Raw genomic sequence first — 24357 nt, forward strand, 5'->3', positions numbered from 1 at the left:
ATCCCCCTAAATAGTTTCCGTCGGAAAAGGCACAAAAATTATAAATATAATTTGTACAATTAAGTAGTCGTTATGATTGTGTTTTGCCTCCAGGCTTTAATTATCGATGTATTCATATTCACCTAGTAACTCATCAAGCTCTTCTAGTGACATTTTATTGTAACCATAATCGGAAGCTGTTTTTTCTGATTCCGTTTGATTAATACAATGATCGATTATCATTTCAAGGTTCTCTTTATACTTTTGGTTAAAATCAGCGATTAAAAATTCGGAATATTCTCCTTCGTTGAAGGTAGTGTTTATTATTAATGTATCCTCTACAATTATTGAATTAATTTCTATAGAAGCATCTCTTGCATTTTCGCCACCTATACTTTCGCCAGGTGATAGCCATGATGCAGAAAATTCTTCATTGGTCGCTTTTTTACTCATTTCTCCCAAATAATTAAATAATATAGGTGCCGTTTCATCATTTAACAAATCTTGATCCTTTTTCAGGTATTTTAAAACCCCATATCCTATTCCGTTATTAGGAATTTTTCTTAAAGTCTCTTTTACCAATTTTATACTCATAGAAATTTCTTTTTCTTTACCTAAATCAAAATATACAGGGTATATTGTAGTAAACCACCCAATAGTTCTACTAACATCTATGTTTTCAATGACTTCTTCTCTTCCATGACCTTCCATGAGAATTTTCAGCCTGTTTTCTCCTGTTAAATCTCTTACTGTTACTAACAAAGCCGCTAAAAGGATATCATTTATTTGAGTATTATATGTTTTGTTTGTTTCTCCCAATAACTTTTGAGTGTTCTCCTTATTTAGTGAAATGGTTAAGGTCTTGCTATTTTTATAATCGGTCACATCTATTTCTTCATTTTTCGCTAAAAAATCTACTTTCATTTTAGATATGTCTGCCCAATATTTTTTTTCTTTTAAAAGTTTATTACCTACCGCATAATCCATTAACTTTTCTGAAAACTCCTTAAATGAATCCGTTTTAAAACCTATATCAAGTTTTTCATTGAGATATGCTTGTTTATATAACATTTCGAAATCTTCGAACAATATTCGCCATGACACTCCATCTATTACAAGATGATGGATAGTAATAAGCAAATGATCACCCTCATTTGTTCTAAAAATGCAAAGTTTTAACATTTTACCGTCAGTAATCGAAATTTCTTTTTGTATATTTGTTGCTAGTTGACCCACTATCTCCTGTTGATTATCCTGATTCTTAATATCATGGACATATAAATCAAAGAAATCCCCATTCAAATCACGATTATATTGAATTATTTCACCATTTTCCTCTTTATAAATCATTCGTAAAGCATCGTGTTTTTCACAAATTTTACGAAACACCTTTTCTACAATCTGTTCTTCAAATCCATTTTTTCTATACAGCATAAATGATTGATTATAGTGATTTAGCTCTTTATTATTTAATGCTTTGTTTAATACAAAATGTCTTTTCTGTATTGGCATTAAAGGAACGTTTCCCTGAATTATTTCATAGTTTTTCTTTACTCTCGATTCATTTTTTACATACTTACTAAGATTTTTAATTTTCGGGTTTTCAAATAAATCTTTAATTTTGAATTTAAGATTCACTTTCGATAGTTTAGAAACTATTTGTAACGCTTTTATAGAATCTCCACCAACCTCAAAAAAACTATCGTTAATTCCAATTTCTTTAATACCCAAGACATCCTGCCAAGCTGATACAAGATGTTCTTCCACTTCATTTCGAGGCGCTTCATAATCTGTTCCCTTAGAAAGGTCCCCCCCTTGTACAAGAGGCAATGCTTTTCTATCTATTTTTCCATTCGGTGTAAGAGGCATTTTATCTAATTGAATAAAAAATGCAGGAATCATATAATCTGGTAAATAATTTGACAAGTAGTCTCTTAATTCACTTGTAGTTAGCTCCTCTTTAGCTATTATGTATGCACATAAATAGGTAAAACCAGCATTATCTTTCCGATCAACTACTACCGCCTGATCTATATTTTGATTACTTAATAGTTTAGCTTCAATTTCTCCTATTTCTACCCTAAACCCTCGAACCTTTACTTGATTGTCTATTCTTCCTAAAAACTCAATATTTCCATCTGAAAGCCATCTTGCCAAATCTCCTGTTTTATACATTTTTTCACCAGGTATAAAGCCATTTGAAACAAACCTTTCATGAGTAAGGTCTGGTTTGTTTAGGTATCCTTTTGCAAGACCTTTTCCACCAATGTACAATTCACCATACACCCCTAAAGGTTGTGGTTCTAATAAAGAGTTTAAAACATAATATTTTGTGTTATTTAACGGCTTCCCTATGGGGGTATTTACCATTTGCGGTATATACTCGTACTCTTCTTCATAATAGCTAGAATCAATAGTTGCTTCTGTAACTCCATAGCTATTAATTACTCTCATATTCTCCCCATATCTTTTAACCAAATTTTTGTACTCATGTATAGGACAGCTATCAGAACCTAATATTAATAATCGTAATGTCGTGAGGTCAAAATTATTTTCATATACATAATTCATAAAAGGTATAATAAGACTTGGAGTCGATTCAAAAATATTAATTTTATACTTCTTAATTGTCTTATATAATAAATCCAGTTCTAGCTTGATATGACTCGGTACTATATACATTGTCCCACCATTTAATAAACTTCTGCATAAGTCCCCTGCAAATACATCAAACGACATACTAGCCATTTGTAGTAAATTGACGTCATACTTTGACAATTCATAGTGATCTCTCCAAGTGTAATGGACATTAACCAAATTTTCATGCTCTACTAGCACACCTTTAGGGTTTCCAGTTGTTCCTGATGTATATATGATATACACTAAATCATCCGGTGAATTGATATGATTCAAATTATCTTCATCGATATCATATATATCTATATGATTTATATTTACTACTTCACCGTAGGCACCATTTTTATCCGTTAGATGTTCTTGGGTAATAATAATGTCCGCATTACTATCCTCAAGCATAAATTCTATTCTCTCTGTAGGGTATTCTGGATCTATCGGCAGATATGCTCCTCCAGCTTTTAGAACCCCCAATATTCCTACAATCATTTCTACTGATCTATCCACCATTATTCCAACTATACTATTTTGTGCAACACCTTTTCCTCTCAAAGTTCTAGCTAGTTTATTTGCTTTTTTATTCAATTCTTCATAGGTCAACTGCTTTTCTTCGAACACTACAGCTATATGATTTGGTGTTTTTTTAACCTGCTCTTCAAAAAGTTCGTGTATAGTACCTACTGGATATTCAACAGCTGTATCATTAAACTTGTTTAATATGATTTCTCTTTCTTCTTGTGAAAGCAAATTTATTTCACTTAATTTTTGTTCAGGATTATTAACAATTTCTTTTAAGATATTAACTACATGATTTCCAATTCTTTGTATTGTTTCTTCTTTAAATAATTTTGTGCAATACTCTAAAATAAATTCTATATGATCTGTATTTTCAATTGCCGATAGACTTAAATCAAACTTTGCCGCTTTAAAATCAATGTCATACGGTTCGATTTTCAAGCCTTTTATATTCAACTCTAGATTATCTAAATTTTGAATAGAAAACATCGTATCAAACAATACGTTTCTACTAATATCCCTTTTTAAGGCTAGCTTTTCAACTAACTCATCAAATTGATAATCTTGATTTTCATAAGCATTTAAGGTATTTTCTTTTACTTTCTTCAAATAATCAATGAATCTACTGTCTGCTTTAGGACGATTTCTCATCACAAGAGTATTAACAAACATACCAATAGTATTTTTTAAATCATCATGTTGTCTTCCTGCAGTTGGCGAACCAACTATAATGTCTTCTTGTCCCGTATATTTCGAAAGTAGCGTTGTATATGCTGCTAAAAGTAGCATATACATAGTAACTCCATTTTCCCTTGCAAACATTTTAAGTTTGTTTGTTAGTTCAGAATCTATTTCAAAACTTAATCTATCTCCCTCGCTACTTTGTATTTGTGGTCTTGGAAAGTCAGTTGGCATATTCAGAACTGGTATCTCATCCTCAAATACTTTAAGCCAATATTCCTCCTGTTTCTTTATATTATCACCTTCATAAAACTCTTCTTGCCATTCCGAATAGTCTTTATATTGAATTTCTAATGGCGCTAATTTTTTTTCTCCAAATATATCTGTTAACTCTTTCATCAAAATGCTCATTGATACTCCGTCTGAAATAATATGATGCATATCAAGCATCATGATATGCTCATCCTGACTAACTTGTACGATTTCTACCCTTAGAAGAGGAGCTACCTCTAGATTAAAAGGTCTTATGAATCGCGCCACTCGTTCTGATACGTTCTCTTCTCCTAATTCACCATATTCAATTTTAAAATCTATTTCTTTTTCTATCTTTTGAACTGGTTCTCCATCAATCATTACAAAAGATGTTCTTAATGCTTCATGTCTATCAATTAATGCTTTAAAGGCTTTTTCAAAAGTGTCCAATTGAAAGCGCCCCTTCATTTGTATAACAACTGGTAGATTGTAAGTAATTCCACTATCCTCTATTTGATTTAAAATATATAGCCTTTTTTGAGCCGATGAAAGATTATAAAATTGTTTCTCCTCAGCTTTCTTTATTTTTGAGTAAGTACTCATTTCTTTCCCTTTTATATATTCACCAATACCTTTGATAGTAGGAAAATTAAATATTTGTTTTAATGGTATTTCAACATTTAATTCTTTGTGTATCTTTGATACCAATGAAAAAGCTTTTAGTGAGTGTCCTCCCGCTTCAAAGAAGTTATGATTTATTCCAATTTTCTCTATACCCAAAACGTCCTTCCACACTAAAGCCAACTTCTCTTCTACTAGATTTCGAGGTGCTTCATAATGATCTTCTATAAATTTACTGAAATCTGGTTCCGGTAATGCTTTCACATCCACTTTTCCATTGAGTGTAATCGGCAATCTTTCCATCTCTATAAAATGTAAAGGAATCATGTAACCAGGAAGCTCTTTGGCAAGCAACTCTCTCACTTTATCTATGTTCAGTTCCTCATTCAAATCATTAACTGTAATAAATGCGCAAAGATATCTATTTCCATCTATTCCCTCTTTATCAATTACTTTAGCTTCTTTTATGTTCGATTGTCTTAATAAGTGATATTCAATTTCTTCCAGTTCAATTCTAAAACCGTTAATTTTCACCTGATTATCTATTCTACCTAAAAATTCAATATTTCCATCAGGTAGCCATTTTACTAAATCTCCAGTCCGATACACTCGTTCTTCTAAACTAAAAGCATTAGGCTTGAATTTTTCTTCAGTTAATTCTTTATTATTTTTGTATCCTCGTGCTACACCTTCTCCACCTATATATAATTCACCAGGTATTCCTATCGGCAGTAATTGAGCGTTATTATCCAAAACATATAATTTATAATTACTTAATGGTTTACCTATAGGTACACTCATTCCTATACAATCATTGGAACTGACCTTATAATATGTTGCGCAAACAGTTGTTTCTGTAGGACCATATGAATTATAAACATCGGCAATCTCAATAATATTTTTTATATATTCATACTTTAAAACATCTCCACCACTAATAAATTTCATATTTTTATTAAGTATTAAATGCTTATTTTTATCAATTTCATTGAGTAACAGTGGTGAACAGCTTACTAAAGTTACATTATATTTTTCAATATTTTTAACTAGCTCATCTATGTTCAGATCACCAATTTTTTTACTAATAATTAATTTCCCTGAATTAGCTAAAATAGGAAATATTTCTTCCGTAAAAGCATCAAATGAAAATGAAACTACTTGTAATATAGAATCTTCTTCATTTAAAGTAATTTGTTTTGAAAATGCATAAATATAGTTAATAACGTTACAATGTGTAGTCATAACCCCTTTAGGCTTTCCACTAGAACCTGACGTATATATTAAATAAGCTAAATCAGATGAATGATTTAAATTTTCTAGGTTGTCCTTATTTAAATAACTAATTTCTTCATCATTAAATAAAATACTTGAAACTGTTCTTACCTTAAATTGTAAGTGCTCCTGAGTAACGACTAAATTTGCTTCACTATCTTTTAGCATATATTCAATTCTTTCCTCAGGATACTCAGGGTCAATTGGTAAATATGCTGCTCCAGCTTTTAAAATCGCCAATATGCCAATTATCATTTCTGGGGATTTATCCGCCATAATTCCTATTACAGTATCCGGCTTTGCACCATTTTTTCTAAGCAACCTTGCCAGTTGATTTGCTTTTTCATTTAGTTGTGTATATGTTAATTGTTCCTCTTCAAATATAACTGCAATATGATTTGGTGTTTTTAAAACCTGCTCTTCAAATACATGATTTAAGGTTTTATTTTTAGGAAATTCAGCCCTAGTATCATTAAATTTGTGTAATATGTTTTTCGTTTCTTCTTCTGAAAGTAAATTTATTTCTCCTAATTTAAGCCCCGGATTATTGGTAATTTCCTTTATTACATTTACTAAATGACCTGCAAGTCTTTTGATTGTTTCTTTTTTAAATAATTTTGTGCAATATTGCAAATCAAATTTCAAATGATCTGTATATTCTATCGCCGTAAGACTTAAATCAAACTTCGCCACATTAAAATCAATATCGCAAACCTCAGTGGTTACTCCATTTATATTAAACTCAAAATCATTTTGAGTTTGTATATCAAACATCGTATCAAACAATGCGCTTCTACTTGTTTCTTTTCTTAAATTTAGTTTCTCTACTAAGGTATCAAATTGATATTCTTGATTCTCATAAGCATTTAATGTGTTTTCTTTTACTTGTTTTAAATAATCAATGAATTTAGTATTTGCTTTTGGATGACTTCTCATTGCAAGAGTATTGACAAACATGCCAATCGTATTTTTTAAATCATCATGTGTTCTTCCCGCAATTGGTAAACCAACTATTATGTCCTCTTGCCTTGTATATTTAGAAAGAAGCGTTTTATATACTGCTAAAAGAAGCATATACATAGTAACTCCATTTTCTCTTGCAAGAAATTTAAGTTTATTTGTTAGTTCAGAATCTATTTCAAAACCAAGCCTATCTCCCTCACTACTTTGTATTTGTGGTCTTGGGAAATCAGTTGGCATATTCAGAACTGGAATGTCACCCTCAAATACCTTGAGCCAATATTCCTCCTGCTGCTTTACGTTATCTCCTTTATAGTATTCTTTTTGCCATTCCGAATAGTCTTTATATTGAACTTTTAATGGTGCTAATTCTTTTTCTCTAACTAAATCAGCTAACTCCTTCATCAAAATGCCCATTGATACTCCATCTGAAATAATATGATGCATATCAAGCATCATGATATGCTCATTCTGATTAACACATAAAATCTCTACCCTTAGAAGCGGCGCTATCTCTAAATCAAAAGGTCTTATAAATCGTGCCACTCGTTCTGATATACTATCTGCTCCTAATTCACTATATTCAATTTTAAAATCTATTTCTTTTTCTATCTTTTGAACTGGTTCTCCATCAATCATTACAAAGGATGTTCTTAATGACTCATGTCTATCAATTAGTGCCTTAAAAGCATTCTCAAAAACACGCATTTGAAAATGGCCCACGATTTTGATAACTAAAGGAATATTATATGTCGTACCTTTAGATTCCAAATTATTTAAAATAAGCATCCTTTTTTGTGCCATTGATAAGGTATAACAATCGTTTTCTGATTGTTTCGCTTTTGGAATTTCATTCTTTTTTTCTATATCTTCATTTTTTAAAGCTATAATAATTTTTTCTTTATATAACTTTATTTTTTCCTTTAATTCAGCTGTTATTAGCTCACGAGGTCCAATAATTTTTATCTTCCCTTGATTCTGATATAAGAAAATGTTTGATTTTTTCAAATCATTTATAAACCCTTTAATATCCATAACTAGAATCATTCCCTTCGCGGTGCCCATTCAATTTCTCACACTATTAGTAAATAACTAAAACAACTATCAAATTTCATATACATCTTTGAAATTTAAACTATTGGGCCTAGTTTAACTGCACAATCTATTGCTTTTTCCCTGCTGAGAAGAAGTATAGATTGTACAGTTTTCCTAGGATAAATCCCCTTTTTTTATAATTAAATCTTAAATCTCAAAGCAATCAGCATTATAGAAAATCTGCCTTTTTACACCTATTACTAATATCTTTTACTTCCAAAAGAAATGAATTTCATTTTAAACCGTTATACCTCTTCCTCAACATAATCATAAGAACTATTTTGACGATCATGTTCAGTTGATAGGATATAATTTGCTAAACCCATTACACTTGGATTCTCAAAGAAATTGTGAATGCTTATATCTGTATTTAAAACTTTATTAATAGCAGCAACAGCACTCATTAACTTCAGTGAATTTCCTCCTATTTCAAAGAAGTTATGAGAAATCCCAATAGATTTGATGCCTAGGATTTCTTCCCAAATTGAAATAATAGTCTCTTCTACAAAATTACTTGGTGCTACGTACTCTACTTCAGTTGTTACATTCCCATCAGGCTTTGGTAATGACTTTCGGTCTACTTTCCCGTTTGTAGTTAGCGGTAGCTTATCAAGTTGAACAAAAAATGCAGGAATCATATACTCTGGAAGCTTTTTAGTTAGATACTTTCTAATTTCTTGAATTATCAATTCATCTTTCCATGTTTCAGAAGTAAAGTAAGCGCATATATATTTTTCACCATGAATATCATCTCGTACGATAACAATAGCTTCTTTTACTTCTTTATATTTAAGTAGCTGACTCTCTATCTCACCAAGTTCAATCCTGAAACCACGAACTTTCACTTGATGATCTATTCTACCTAAGAACTCAATATTTCCATCAGGCAACATCCTAACAAGATCCCCTGTTCGATACATTTTTTCTTCTGGTATAAATGGATTGGAGACAAACTTTTCTGCTGTCAAATCTGGTCGGTTTAAATATCCATGAGCTAACCCTGCTCCACTTAAACAAAGTTCTCCAGCTACGCCGATTGGAAGTAGTCTCTGATTTCCATCTACTATAAATACTGAAGTATTTGCTAATGGCTTCCCAATTGGTATTGTGTCGAATTCTTCATTGATTTCATTTATATAATAGTACGTAGCAAAAACAGTACTTTCTGTCGGACCGTATACATGAATCAGCTTATCTTTCCCTAGATACTCCAATGCCCGTTTTGTATGTGATACTGAAATTCTTTCACCACCAAAAAGGATTTTTCTTATATTAGATAAACACTCTATTTCTAAATCAACCAACGTATTAAATAAGGCTGTAGTTATAAACATAACACTAATTTTTTCTTCTTTTATTAATTTTGTTAGCTTACTTAAATTCAATACTGTATCTATTGATACCATCACTAATTTCGCACCATTTAACAATGCACCGTAGATATCAAATACGGATCCATCAAAAGAATAATTTGAAAGCTGTAAAATAATATCATCTGAATCAATCTTAATATAGTTTGTGTCACGAACAACTCTTACTGCATTAGAGTGTGATGTAACCACACCTTTTGGTACTCCAGTAGAACCCGATGTATATATGATATAAGCTATGTTCCCAGAATCATTGATAGGAGCTAAATTCTCTTTACTCAATTGAAAATTCTCACTCTTATCTAAACTAACCATCTCTACATCCAATGAGGAATCATTAATGAACTTCTCCTGCGTTAATAGAATTTGAATATCACTATCTTGTATCATAAATTTGATTCTATCCTGAGGAGATTTAGGGTCTATCGGCAAATAAGCTGAACCTGATTTTAAGATACCCATTATTCCAATTATCATCTCAGGGGATCTCTCAACCATAATTCCCACAATTGTATTTGCAGTAATCCCTTTATCTCGTAACCATCTAGCAACTTGATTAGACCTTTCATTTAATTCTTGATACGTCATTTTAGTGCCTTCAAATTCAACGGCAATATGATTAGGCGTTTTCTCTACCTGTTCCTCAAACAGCTGATGTATAGTCTTATCCTTCGGATAATTCGTCTTTGTATCATTAAATCTATACAATAATGCATTTCGCTCTTTCTCTGGGATTATGTCTATCTCATTTAATTTCTTATCCTCATTTATAACAACTTGTTCCGTTACTTTTTTAAGATGCATTTCTATATTGTCTATTATTTTCTGTGGATAAATCTTTTCGTTATAAGTTAATTTTAATACTAACTGTTCTCCAGGAATTGCTACAATGTTGAATCCATAATTGCTTTGCTCTTCTCCCCTTATATTTTGACACATAAAACCTGTATTATTTTCTGCATGATTAAAACTACTATCATCGAGTGAATAATTTTGAAATACCATTACATGATCAATTAGATTCCTTTTTAGACCATGCAAAGATTGAATTTCAGCTAAATTTATATAGTTATATTTATTATTTTCTATTGATTCATCCTGGACATTTCTTAAAACCTCTTTAAAACTACTATCTTTTTCGAGTTTAACTCGAGTCGGAATTGTATTAATGAATAATCCTACCATCGCTTCAATTCCTTCTACTTTTGCCTCTCTTCCTGATACGACTGTTCCAAATACAACATCTTCTATATTATTGTACCTCGCTAAAAGAATGCCCCAAATTGTCTGCAGTACGGTATTAAAAGTAACTTGATTTCTATTTGCGAGTTGAATAATGTTACGAGTCATTTCTTTTGAAAATTCTATCATTTTTTCTTTTCTTTTATACTCATTAACTTTATTCAAGATTTTAGGAACCTGTGCTTGTTCTTCATATCCATCCAAATAGCTCTTCCAATGTGCTAACCCTTCTTCTTTATCCTGTTCTTCCAACCATCTTATATAATCACTATATGGTGTTGGCTCCGCTAAATGGCTCTCTTCACCTTTCATCTTTCTTCCATAAACATCAAATAACTCACCTAATATAATCCCAAGACACCATCCATCTAACAATATGTGATGATGACTCCATACCAATTTATATGAATCCTGATTTATTTGAATTAAGCTAATTCTCATTAATGTGTCTTTACTTAAATTAAAGCCTTTTTGTTTATCATTTTGTAAATAATTCTCTATAAACTTTGTTTTCTGCTCAATGTTTTCGTCTTGAATATCATAATAGTTGAAACCTACTTTTCTATCTTGAAGTATGACGTGTCTTGGTTCCTCCACTAATTCATACTCAAATGCTGCTCTTAATATTTCGTGTCTCCTCATTATTGTATTAAATGATTTTTCTAAAATATCTACATCTACAGTCCCTTTTATATCCATTACAATTTGTTCAAAATACATACTTGAATTTTTATCTTCTAATGCATGGAATAACATCCCTTTTTGCATATTTGCTAACGGATATATTTTCTCGATAGTAAAACCATTGTATTTTTCTTTTATTTCTTCAAGTTCTTCTAATGTTATATTTATATCTCCATAATCAAAAGGTGTTTGATCTGGTTCTACTTTATTCGCACAGTGATTAATTATTATTTCAAGACTTTCTTTATATTTCTGATTTAAATCCTTTATCATTTTTTCACTGTACTCTAATTCATTAAATGTTGTATGAATAACCAATTCACCATTTAAAACCATTGAATTCATTTCTATAGATGTATTCCTAGTAATTTTCTTACCGACTGTTTCACCTATAGACCATTTTGATGCAGAGAATTCTTTCCTGTTAATATCTTGATCCAATTCACCTAAATAGTTAAATGAAATTGGTGCCTTTTCTTCATTCACAAATCCCTTATCTTTTGCTAAATGTTTTAATACTCCATAACCTATTCCTTTATTCGGTATTTTCCTCAAAGTTTCTTTAACTGTCTTTATGTTGGTCGAAAGTTCATTTTCGTTCACTATATCTAAAATCACTGGATACATCGTCGTGAACCAGCCAACAGTCCTATTGATTTCGAAATTCTCTATTACGTCTTCTCTTCCATGCCCTTCCATATTTACTTTTAGCTTGTATTTCCCCGTCAATTCTCTGATTCCAACTGCTAAAGCTGTTAATAAAATATCATTTATTTCTGTGTTATATGCCCTATTTGTTTTTCTAAGTAAAGATGTAGTGAGTTCTTTATCTAATGTAATACTTACTGTACTACTATTTTCAAAGTTGTTTTTTGTGATTTCTTTCTTTTTAGGGATAAACTGTACATTCTCTTTTGATATGCTTGTCCAATATTCCCTTTCTTTCATTAATTCCCTACTCACGCTATAAGCTTTTAACTTTGATGCAAATTCTTTATAGGAATCTGTTTTGAATCCTATTTCTAGCTTTTCACCCTTTTCTAGTTGTGAATATAAAGTCTCCAAATCTTCGAGTAGGATTCTCCATGATACCCCATCCACTACAAGGTGATGAATCGCAATCAGAAGATGGTCTCCTTCATCCGATTTAAATATACAAAGCTTTACAAGTTTACCTTCTTTAATATCCATCTCTTTTTGAATACTTGTAGCAATTTCATATACCTTCTCTTCCTTATTCTCAACGCCCTTAACATCATAAATATATAAATCAAATAAGTTCTTGTCATAACCTCTATTATATTGAATTATTTCTCCTTCTTTTTCTTTATATATCATGCGTAAAGCATCATGATGTTCCATAATTTTATTAAATATTTCTTCTACCTGTTTTTCATCAAATCCATTTTCTCTAAATAACATGAACGATTGATTAAAATGATTCATCTCTTCTTGGTTTTTCTCAAAATACCAGCTTTGTATTGGGGTTAATTCTACTTCCCCCTTTACTGTTTCATGAACCTTTTGTTCTTTCTTTTCTCGTTTTATATATTTTCCAAGATTTTTAATTTTGGGATGTGCAAATAAATCTTTCATTTCTAATTTAAGGCCAATTCTAGATAATCTAGATATAATTTGGATTGCCTTAATGGAATCTCCTCCAGATACAAAGAAATTATGATTAATCCCTATATCCTCTATCCCAATAATACTTCTCCAAATTTCAACGAGCTTTTCTTCCACTTCATTTCTCGGTTCCTCATACTCTACCCCAGTATCAATGCTTCCATCTGGTTCAGGAAGTGCTTTTCTGTCTACTTTCCCGTTCGTTGTTAACGGAAGCTTATCTAATTTCACAAAATACCCAGGAATCATATAATCCGGAAGTTTCTGTTCTAAATATTCTCTAATTTCCCTTGCATGTAATTCTTTTTCTGAAACGATATATGCACATAAATATTGATTATTTTCCTTATCTTCTCTAGCTATAACAATCACTTCTTCGATATCTTGATGAGTTGACAGTTGACTTTCTATTTCTCCGAGTTCAATTCGATAACCACGTATTTTCACCTGATGATCTATCCGTCCTAAAAACTCTATATTCCCATCAGGTAACCATCTTGCAAGATCTCCAGTACGATACATAGATTTACCGTTATCAAATGGATTTTCAATAAACCTCTCAGCTGTTAATTCTAGATTATTCAAATATCCTCTTGCTATCCCCTCACCTGATACACACAGTTCCCCAGCTACTCCAATTGGCTGAAGATTATTTCCCTTGTCTAATATATATATATTAGTGTTTAAAATTGGTTTTCCAATCGGAATTACCTTATCATTGCTTATTTGATCAAACTCAATTCTATAGCTTGTGGAATCTACACAACACTCTGTAGGCCCATAAACATTTGTAATATTAGGTTGAAGATTGGCGAATTTTTCAAATAAACCTTTGATTAAATAAGGCGTTAATGCCTCTCCGCCTACAATAAATTCTTTAATTTCTAATTCTTGTTCTATTTTTTTTACATAGCTAAGCATTGTTAAATGTGCCGGAGTAGCATCGGATACATGTATTTTATTTGTTGCATAATACTCAATTAAACTCATTGCATCCCAACTTACTTCCTTTGGCACAACAAATAAGGTATGTCCTAAAAGTAATGTTGCAAATATTTGTTTCACCGATGCATCAAATATAAATGGTGCTAGCAACGCGACATTAACATTAGTATTAAATTTTTTATAAATTACATCATTTAACCCATTGACTAAGTTATTTACACTATTTTGTTCTATCATTACCCCTTTAGGATTCCCTGTAGAACCTGATGTATATATTACATAAGCTAAATTTCGGGGACTATTTATTTTACTGATGTTCGTTCTATTTTCTTCATATTTTAATTTATCTAATTGTAGAATTTGTCCCTGAAAAGATAGATCGCTATGAACATCATTCGTTACGCATAGTATCTCTATATGGCTTTTACGTAACATATATTCTTTTCTTTTCCTAGGATAAGTTGGATCAATTGGTAAATAAGCTCCTCCAGCTTTTAAAATCCCCATTATACCTACTATCATTTCAATAGAGCGTTCCACCATTATTCCCGTTACTACGTCAGGACCAACTCCTTTTTCGCGAAGTATATGCGCAAGGCTATTTGCCCTTTCATTTAGTTCTTTATATGTTATACTTTGGTTTTCGAAAACAAGTGCAACATTATTAGGTGTCTTCTCTACCTGTTCTTCAAAAAGCTCTGGAAGTGTTTTTTCTTTAGCATATTTTCCTTTTGTATTATTAAATTCGTTTAATAACTTACTTTTTTCTTTCTCTGTTAATATATCTATTTCACTTAATTTCTGCTCTGGATTTTTTACTACTTCTCTTAAGATATTTATAAAATGTTCTAAAAACTTCTCTATTGTCTCCTTATTATAGAGAGCCGTACAGTATTCAATTTCTAGTCCTAATCCATCCTCTAACTCACTTACATGTATAGTAATATCAAACTTAACTATTTTCCGCTGATCTTCTAACATGCTAACCTTTAATTCATCTAAATTTAATAGCATATTATCAGTGTGTTGAAATACAAGCATCGTATCAAATAGTGGATTTCGTGAAATGTCTCTTCTCACATTTACCTTTTCTACCAATTCTTCAAATTGATAATCCTGATTTTCATATGCTTTCAATGTATTTTCTTTTACTTCTTTTAAGTACTCTTTAAAAGATGTATTGCCCTTTGGATAATTTCTCATCGCAAGGGTATTCACAAACATTCCCATTACATTATTTAAATCTACATGTTTTCTTCCTGCAATTGGTGATCCTACTACTATATCCTCTTGCCCTGAATATTTAGAAAGCAAAGTCGTGTATCCTGCTAACATCAGCATATACATAGTAACTTCATTTTCTGTAGCCAACTTGTTTAACTGATTATAAGTTTCACTATTGATTTTTAAATTGATTCTATCTCCAGCAAAACTTCTTCTTTTTGGCCTTTTATAGTCTGTTGGCATATTTAGTACTGGTACTTCTTCATTGAACACATTCATCCAATACTTTTCTTGCTTTTTGATTTCTTCTTGAGTAAGCAAGCCTCTTTGCCACGCAGAATAATCTTTATATTGAATGCTTAATGGAGATAATTTTTGACCATTATATAATTCAGCTAATTCCTGCATGAAAATCCCCATTGATACACCATCTGAAATGATATGATGCATATCTAATACCATCACGTGCTCATTATCTGTGACATGTATAATTTCAACCCGTAAAAGAGGAGCTTTCTCCAAATCAAATGGTTTAACAAATCCATTGATTATATCATCTAGCTTATCGGTACCCATTTCTCTATACGTCACTTGGAAAGCTATGTCTTTTTCAATCTTTTGAACTGGTTCACCATCTACCATTACAAAAGAAGTTCTTAAAGCCTCATGTCTTTCGATTAATTTATGGAAAGCCTTCTCAAGCTGATGAACATCCAAATCACCTTTTATTTTCATAGCGAAAGGCATATTATAAGATACTCCGCTACCCTCTATTTTGTTTAAAATGTAGAGTCTTCTTTGGGCAGATGAAAGCGGATAATAATCTTGTTCTTCTACTTTTTTGATCGATGCATATACACTTTCTTTTGTAGAGTCAATAAATTCTCCAATCCCTTTTATAGTAGGTGTTTGGAAGATTTGTCTTAAAGGTATCTCGACCATAAGTTCCTTATGGATTCTAGAAGCCATCGTAGTTGCTTTCAGTGAATGGCCTCCAATTTCAAAAAAGTTGTGTTGAATTCCTATGTTTTCTATATCTAAAATATCTTGCCAAATGGATACGAGCTTTTCTTCGACTGTGTTCCTTGGCGCCTCATACTCTACTACTCCTGCAACGGAACTTCCATCAGGACTTGGTAAAGCCTTTCGATCTACTTTCCCATTTGTAGTAAGTGGTAGCTTGTCTAGCTGAACAAAAAAAGCAGGAATCATATACTCTGGCAGCTCTTTTGCCAAAAACTTTCGAATTTCTTGAACCCTAGTCTCGTCCTTCGGTGTTTCAGAAGTAAAGTACGCACATAAATATTGATGATTATTATTATCTTCTTTTGCGATAACAACAGCTTCTTTTACTTCCTTATGTTTTAAAAGTTGACTCTCTATCTCACCCAGTTCAATCCTGAAACCACGAATTTTCACTTGATGGTCAATTCTTCCTAAAAACTCAATATTTCCATCAGGTAACATTCTCACAAGGTCTCCTGTTCGATACATTCTCTCTCCTGGAATGAAAGGATTTGGAATGAATTTTTCTGCTGTGAGATCTGGTCTATTTAAATAACCACGGGCCAAACCTTCTCCACTGATACAAAGCTCGCCTGGCACTCCCAATGGACAAAGTCCATTAGACTCGTTTAAAATAAAGACTTTTGTATTACATATTGGTTTTCCTATCGGTATATTGTCATAAGAATTTTCTATAATAAAGCTTGTTGTTACTACTGAATTCTCTGTAGGACCATAGTTATTAACAATCTGGTAACTTTTATTTTCAAAATAATTTAGTTTATCTCCACCTGTTAATAATCTCCTTAAAGATGTATTCTCAAGCATTAAAAATTGTTCACATACTTGTGTAGGTAAAAAGCTTATTGTAATCTCTTTTTCAATAAAATATTTGTTTAATTTCGTAATATCTAATTTTAAATTATCATTTATAATATGAATCTCTGAACCCGCTATGATATAAGGAAATACTTCCCAAGCAAATGCATCAAAACTTATACTTGCATAACTGGCATTTTTATCAGTTTCACTTATTTCATTGAAGGAATTATGCCAATTACATAAGTTCACCAATGAATGATGCTCCACCATAACTCCTTTTGGCTTTCCAGTAGAACCAGATGTATAAATGACATAGACTAAATCTTTACTGCTGCTATCAATACGTAAGTTCTCGGTTTCGTATTTAAACAAATGCTCATTATGAATATTAATAATGCTAATATCATCAACTTCTGTACAATCAACTAAATTAATTAATTTATCCTGGGTCAATAATATTTCAGTTTGACTATCTTGAAGTATATATTTAATCCTATCTATAGGATATGTAGGATCAATTGGTAAATACGCACCACCAGCTTTTAAAATCCCCATAATTCCCACAATCACATCAACTGAACGTTCTAATAATATTCCTACTATTTTATCAGAACCCACACCATTTTCTCTTAACGCTCTTGCCAATTGATTAGATTTTTCATTTAACTCCCTATATGTCAATTTCTTATCTTCAAAAACAACTGCAATGCTATCTGGCGTTCGTTCTACTTGTTCTTCAAATAACTTGTGTATTAACTGGTTTTTAGAGAAATCTACATTTGTATCGTTATGTTCATACAATAAAAAGCGCTTTTCTTCTTGTGGAATCATATCTATTTTATTTACACTTATCGAAAGATTCCTTGATATTTCCCTTAGAATATTAATATAATTTTCTGTCATTATTAATATTGTGTCTCTTTTGAATAATCCGGTACTATATTCGACATTTAACACAATCTCATCGTCATAATCTAAAATATTAAAAGTGATATCGAATTTTGCATTATCTAATTCAAATATTATTGGACTAAGATTTAAAGCACCTTGCTTCTTAGTAAATAATTTAGCGTCTTCCAATACAAACATGGTATCAAATAAAGGGTTTCTATTAGAGTCTCTTTCATAGTCTATACTACGAATTAGTTCGTCAAACTGATACTCTGAGTTTTCAAATGCTGTAATTGTATTTTCTTTTACCTGTTCCAAAATTTCTTTAAAACTTTTTGTAGCATCTATATTGTTTCTTAAAGCAATAGTGTTGACGAACACACCAAAAATATTTTGTAAATCTTGATGTAACCTACCTGATGCTGCTGTTCCGACAACAATATCAGTTTTTCCCGTATATTTGTGAAGTAATATATGATAAGCGCTAAGCATAAGCATATATAAAGTCGATCCTGTATCCTTAGCTACCCTTCTTATCTGTTCAGATAACTCTTTTCCTATATGAAAGTATGCATTTTCTCCTGCAAAGGTATCTATATTTTCTTTTCTATAATCATAAGGTAATTCTAATTTAGATGGCAGATGACTGTATAAATTCAGCCAATATTGCTCTTGTTTTTTTATAGCATTAGATTGATTATACGTATTATTCCATTCTACATAATCCTTGTATTGTATATTTATCTTAGGTAAATCAAGATTGTTATATAAATCGAGTATTTCATTCATAAATATTCCTTGTGATACCCCATCTGCTATTATGTGATGGAAGTTAACAACCAATATATGCTTCTCTACTCCGATTTTAATTAGTTTAGCTCTCATTAATGATGGCTTACTTAAATCAAAAGGCTTTGTTGATTCCTTACACATTTTGCTAGTTAAATCTCTTAAACCTTCATCATCTGTTACAACTATATCTAAACATTGGTATTCCAAATCAAAATCAACTTTATCATAAACCCTTTGAACTAATTCATTATCTAATACTTCAAATCCTGTTCTCAGGATTTCATGTCTATCTATAAATTTTCTAAATGCATTTTCAAGTCTATTACATTCCATTTCACCTTCAACAAGTAACGCCATAGGAATATGATATGCTCCTCTATTATTTTCCATCATAGAAAGCATGTACATTCGTTTTTGAGAAGGCGATGTGGCATAATAATCCTTTTTCGATATCCTTTCAATCATATTTCCCCTATGATTGTCTTGGCTATTTTTCAAATATTGATCTAATACCTTTATAGTATCATTTTTAAATATTTCTCCTATCGGCACCTCTATATTCATTCTCTTTTTAATTTCGGTAACAATCGATATCGCTTTTAATGAATCTCCGCCTATTTCATAGTAATTAGTATCTATTCCTATGTTTTCTATTCCGAATACATCTTTCCATATATCTAATATTTGGGCTTGAGTTTCATTTTCTGCTTCTTCACATTTAGTTGCTGCAACTTCATCTAGTTCATGATTTTTTATTAACTCCCCCAAAATACTCTTATTTACTTTCCCATTTACAGTCAATGGTATTTCATCTATTTTGAAAAATCTTGATGGAATCATATAATTCGGGAGCTGATTTTGCAAATATTGTTTTAGTTCATTTGGGTTTATGTCTTCATCTGAAACTACAAAAGCATATAGGCTTTTCATTTTATTATCGTTTGTATAGTCAATTACTACTGTTTTATTTACACCTTTATATTTGATTATACAATTTTCAATTTCCCCTAATTCTACCCTATATCCCCTTATCTTAACTTGACTGTCTTTTCTTCCTAAAAATTCGACATATCCGTCCTCTTTTAACACGCCATAATCACCAGTTTTATAAATATATCCTAATTCTTCGTGCAAAATAAATGACATCTTAGTTTTTTCAATATCATTTATATACCCACTTGCTACTCCCACTCCACCAATGTACAATTCTCCCTCTACATCCACGGGACACAATTGCTTGTTTTGATTTAATACATAAATTTTCTGGTTAGCCAACGGCATTCCATATGGTATGCTTTTCCAATCACCCTTAATTTCCTTAATAGGGTAATATATGGACCATATTGACCCCTCAGTTGCTCCACCTAAGCTAATAACTTCCGCATTTTTGAAAGTTTTCTTTATCTTCTGAGGAAGTTCCAGCGGTATCCAGTCCCCACTAAGCAATACAAGCCTTAGACTATCATCCTGTTCACTATCATTATATAAGTCCACTGTCAGTTCCATAATTGCTGGAACTGAGTTCCAAATTGTGATTCCTTCTTTCTTTACAACTCTTTTTAAGTTATATACATCCCTTTGATCATCTATAATTACAAGAGCCGCTCCACAGCTCAATGCACCAAAAACATCATAAACTGACAAATCAAAGCACAGTGAAGAAATCCCCATAATTTTATCATTTTCTGTCACACAGAATTTTTCGTTAATATCTATAATTGTATTTGTTGCTGCACCATGAGTTATTTGAACTCCTTTAGGTTTTCCTGTACTACCAGAAGTAAAAATAACATATGCCATATCTGTTTCATCTACTTTTATATTGACTTCATCACTAGAATATTCCCTAATATTTTCATCTTTATAGGTAGAAGGTGTTATAAAGAACTTACAATTACTTTTCTTTTTTATATATTCTTTTCTTTCTTCAGGATAATCAGGATCCAGCGGTATATATGCTGCTCCAGCCTTTAAAACAGCAAACAAATTTATAAAGGTATCTATACATCGCTTACCTATCACACCAATGTAATCACCTTTTCTAACTCCCTTATCCATTAAGTATCTTGCAATTTGATTCGATTTTTCATTTAGTTCTTTATAAGTTATCGAATCATCATGATGAATTACAGCTACCTTATCTGGTACTAGTTTTGCTCGATTCACAAACATTTCATGTAAAGTACACTTATCAAACTTTTTGTTTGTATCATTATAGGTTTCAATAACTTTTATGCTATTCTCACTAAGGTTAATACCTGACACTTGATCATTAAATATAACCTGATTTAATACATTTATATATTGTTCAAACATTGATTTAATAACATTGCTCTCAAATAATTGTTCAACGTAATCCCATGTAATATATAAACCTCCATTTAATTCATAAACTTGGTTATCTATATAAACTTGGGATGTTCTTGTACTAAAAAATTTAATTTTTTCAAAGTCTATCAAATGATCAAATGAATCATCTGAGTCCTCACTCAATACACTTGTGAAGACAATAGGCATTATAGCTTGATTAACCATTCTATGTTTTTTCCCAATAGCTCTTATAAAATCCACACCATCATAATGTCTATGTTCAAGAGCTTCTAACAATGTATCCTGTACCTTCGCAGCAAATTTCCAAAATGACTCAATACTATCTTTCGCATTAATATCTAATAACATTAGAGTTGTGAAATCTCCAATGATTTTTTTTACGTCTTGATGAAACGGTATCCGATTAAAAACAGTTAAATTTACTGCAAATTGACTCTGATTACTCCAATATGCTAAGACATAAGCATATGCAGCACATAAAACCGATGTAGGGGTAAGATTTTTTTCTCTTGCTTTTTGTTTTAATTTATTCCATGTTTCACGTTCTAAAAATTCCGAACATTTATCGAATGTAGGTTTCTCAATTTCTAATGGGTTGCATTTTAAAGGCAATGCTGGTGCACTTGGGAAATTATCCAATTTATTTAACCAGTACTTCTCATCTTTTTTATATCGATTAGATTGCCTAAATTCATTGGTTGCTAAAACATAGTCTCTAAAATTATACTCCAGGTCAGGCAGCTGCAGACTTGGCTGATTGTAAAACATTTTAAATTCCTTGATTAATATTTTCATGCTACTGTCATCACAAATTAGCGGATCTATATTTAACCAAAAATATTTTTGGTTATTGGGTAATATAAATGCTTTCATCTCAAATAATGGCCAAGTACTTGGATCTATGATTTTAGCTATCATTTTTTGTCTTTGTTCCAATATACGTATCATTATATCTTCTTGATTTAAATTCCTTACATCTACTGTGTCTACAGAATAAAGAAGTTCTCCTTCTAAGATTCTTTGTGTTCCATTTTCAAAAACTATTGTTCTTAGTATTGGATGTCTATTAATTAATTTTTGTAATGCACTATTAAACCTATCTATATTAATATCTATTTCAAATTCGACTGTTAAATTTGTAGCTGCGCCACCAATTTCAAAAGCCGGATCTCTACCTATTAAATAGGCTAATTGTATACCTGTAAGTGGGAAAGGTTCATGTAAATTCTTTAAATCTGTAGTTTTTGTAAATTGTCGGTTCTCTATAATTTCTCCCTTGTTTGTTTCGATGTAAGCACTTATTTTCTTTATTGTAGATAATCTAAACAATTCTTTTAATGGTAAATCAACACTTAACCTGTCATTCATTTTAGATAAAAGCTCCATTGCATTTATCGAATGCCCACCAAGAATTGCAAAACTGTCATTAATACCAACTTTATTTATATTCAAAGTTTCCTGCCACATTAAAACGAGCTGTTTTTCAATCTCATTTCTTGGTTCCTCATATTCAACCTCGGTATTAAAACTTCGATCTGGTTCAGGTAAAGACTTTTTATCTATTTTTCCATTTGCTGTTAACGGCATTTTATCTAACTTAAGAAAATAAGTAGGAATCATATATTCAGGTAATTTTTCACCTAAAAATCTTCTTAATTCTTCAACAGTAACTTCTCCCACTAATGTTAGATATGCACAAATATAATTGCTCTTGTCCTTTTCTTCTCTTGCTACAACTACAGTTTCTTTTACATTTTGATGCTTTAATAACTGACTCTCTATCTCTCCAAGTTCAATCCTAAATCCCCGAACCTTTACTTGATGGTCAATTCTTCCTATAAATTCAATATTCCCATCAGGTAACCACCTAGCCAAATCTCCTGTGTGGTATAAACGCTCTCCTTCTGCAAATGGGTTTTTAACAAATTTCTCTAATGTTAACTGCTCATTATTTAAGTACCCTTTAGTTAATCCATCACCAGAAATACAAAGTTCTCCAGGTTCACCAATAGGAAGTAAATTTTTCTCTTCATCTACTATATAAACTGAAGTATTTGCTAACGGTTTACCTATGGGTAGAGTGTTAACATCCTCATCTATTTCATTTATAAAGTAATATGTGGCAAAAACAGTACTTTCCGTTGGTCCGTATACATGAATGAGTTTATCTTTCCCCAGAAATTCTAATGCTTTTCTTGCATGGGAGACTGAAATTCTTTCTCCTCCAAATAATATTTTTCTTATATTAATTAAACAATCTATTTTTATATCTACAAGCGCATTAAATAAAGCAGTTGTAATAAACATCACGTTTATGTTTTCTTGCTTAATTATATTTCCAAGCTTATTTATATCCGTGACTGTATCTTTTTCTATCACTACTAATTTCGCCCCATTTAACAGAGCACCATATATATCAAAAATTGATCCATCAAAAGAATAATTCGAAAGCTGCAGAATGGTATCATTATTTTTTATTGCTATGTAATTTGTATTTCGAACGACTCTGATAGCACTATAATGCGAAATGATAACTCCCTTTGGTATTCCAGTAGAACCCGAAGTATAAATAATATAAGCTGTATCATCAAAACGATTTACATGTTTCAGATTACCTGTACTTAAGTCACTTGAATCTAGATCGTCCAAATTAATTATTTCTAAATCATATTCGATTTTCTTAATGAATTTCTCTTGAGTCAATAAAATCATGGCATGACTATCCCGTAACATATAATCAATTCTTGCTTTTGGAGTATCAGGATCAATTGGGAGGTAAGCTGCTCCAGATTTTAAAATACCCATTATTCCAATTATCATTTCAAGTGATCTATCAGTCATTAATCCTATAATAGCATCTGTATTAACGCCCTTATTCCTTAACATCCTTGCTAATTGATTGGATTTCTCGTTAAGTTCCCTGTATGTGAGTTGTTTATCTTTAAACACAACTGCAATATTTTCAGGTGTTCTCTCCACTTGTTCTTCAAATAGCTGGTTTATGTTCTTATTTCTTGGATATTCGGTTTTGGTGGAATTGAATTTATTTAATATCATATCTTGCTCTGCTACTGTAATCTCATCGTAAGTTCTTATACCATCCTTGTTTATTTCACCAGAATTCTTAATAGACATATTGAATTTCCCCTTTTTTAGTAATTATCCATTACCAAAATTATTTATTATTTTATTACTGTTAAAAATATAGAGAATGAATTAAATAAAAAATTCATCGTTCATAACAAGGTATACAATCCCCCCTATTTATAAGTTAATAAAAGGAATTCTATAAAAGAATTTAACTTACTACGAGAAAAATTTCCTTATTTTCATGCAAAAAACATATGAAAAAGATTTAGCTGAATAATTAAAATAATCAGAAATTTTTGTGGTAATTTAATTAAAGACAAATATT

Annotated in this window: 2 protein-coding genes; both read right to left on the reverse strand. The window is 31.1% G+C overall.

The features are described from left to right. Nucleotides 1–96: 96 nt before the first annotated feature. Nucleotides 97–7950, reverse strand: a complete 7854-nt coding sequence (locus JDS81_RS21385) for a non-ribosomal peptide synthetase (RefSeq protein WP_142316355.1) — start codon at nt 7948–7950, stop codon at nt 97–99. A 305-nt stretch (nt 7951–8255) separates the two neighbouring features. Next, complete coding sequence (locus JDS81_RS21390; protein ID WP_199688618.1) at nt 8256–24077, reverse strand: non-ribosomal peptide synthetase; 15822 nt, start codon at nt 24075–24077, stop codon at nt 8256–8258. Nucleotides 24078–24357: the final 280 nt, after the last annotated feature.

The organism is Bacillus cereus group sp. N31 (genome assembly GCF_016483245.1).
Classification (GTDB): domain Bacteria; phylum Bacillota; class Bacilli; order Bacillales; family Bacillaceae_G; genus Bacillus_A; species Bacillus_A toyonensis.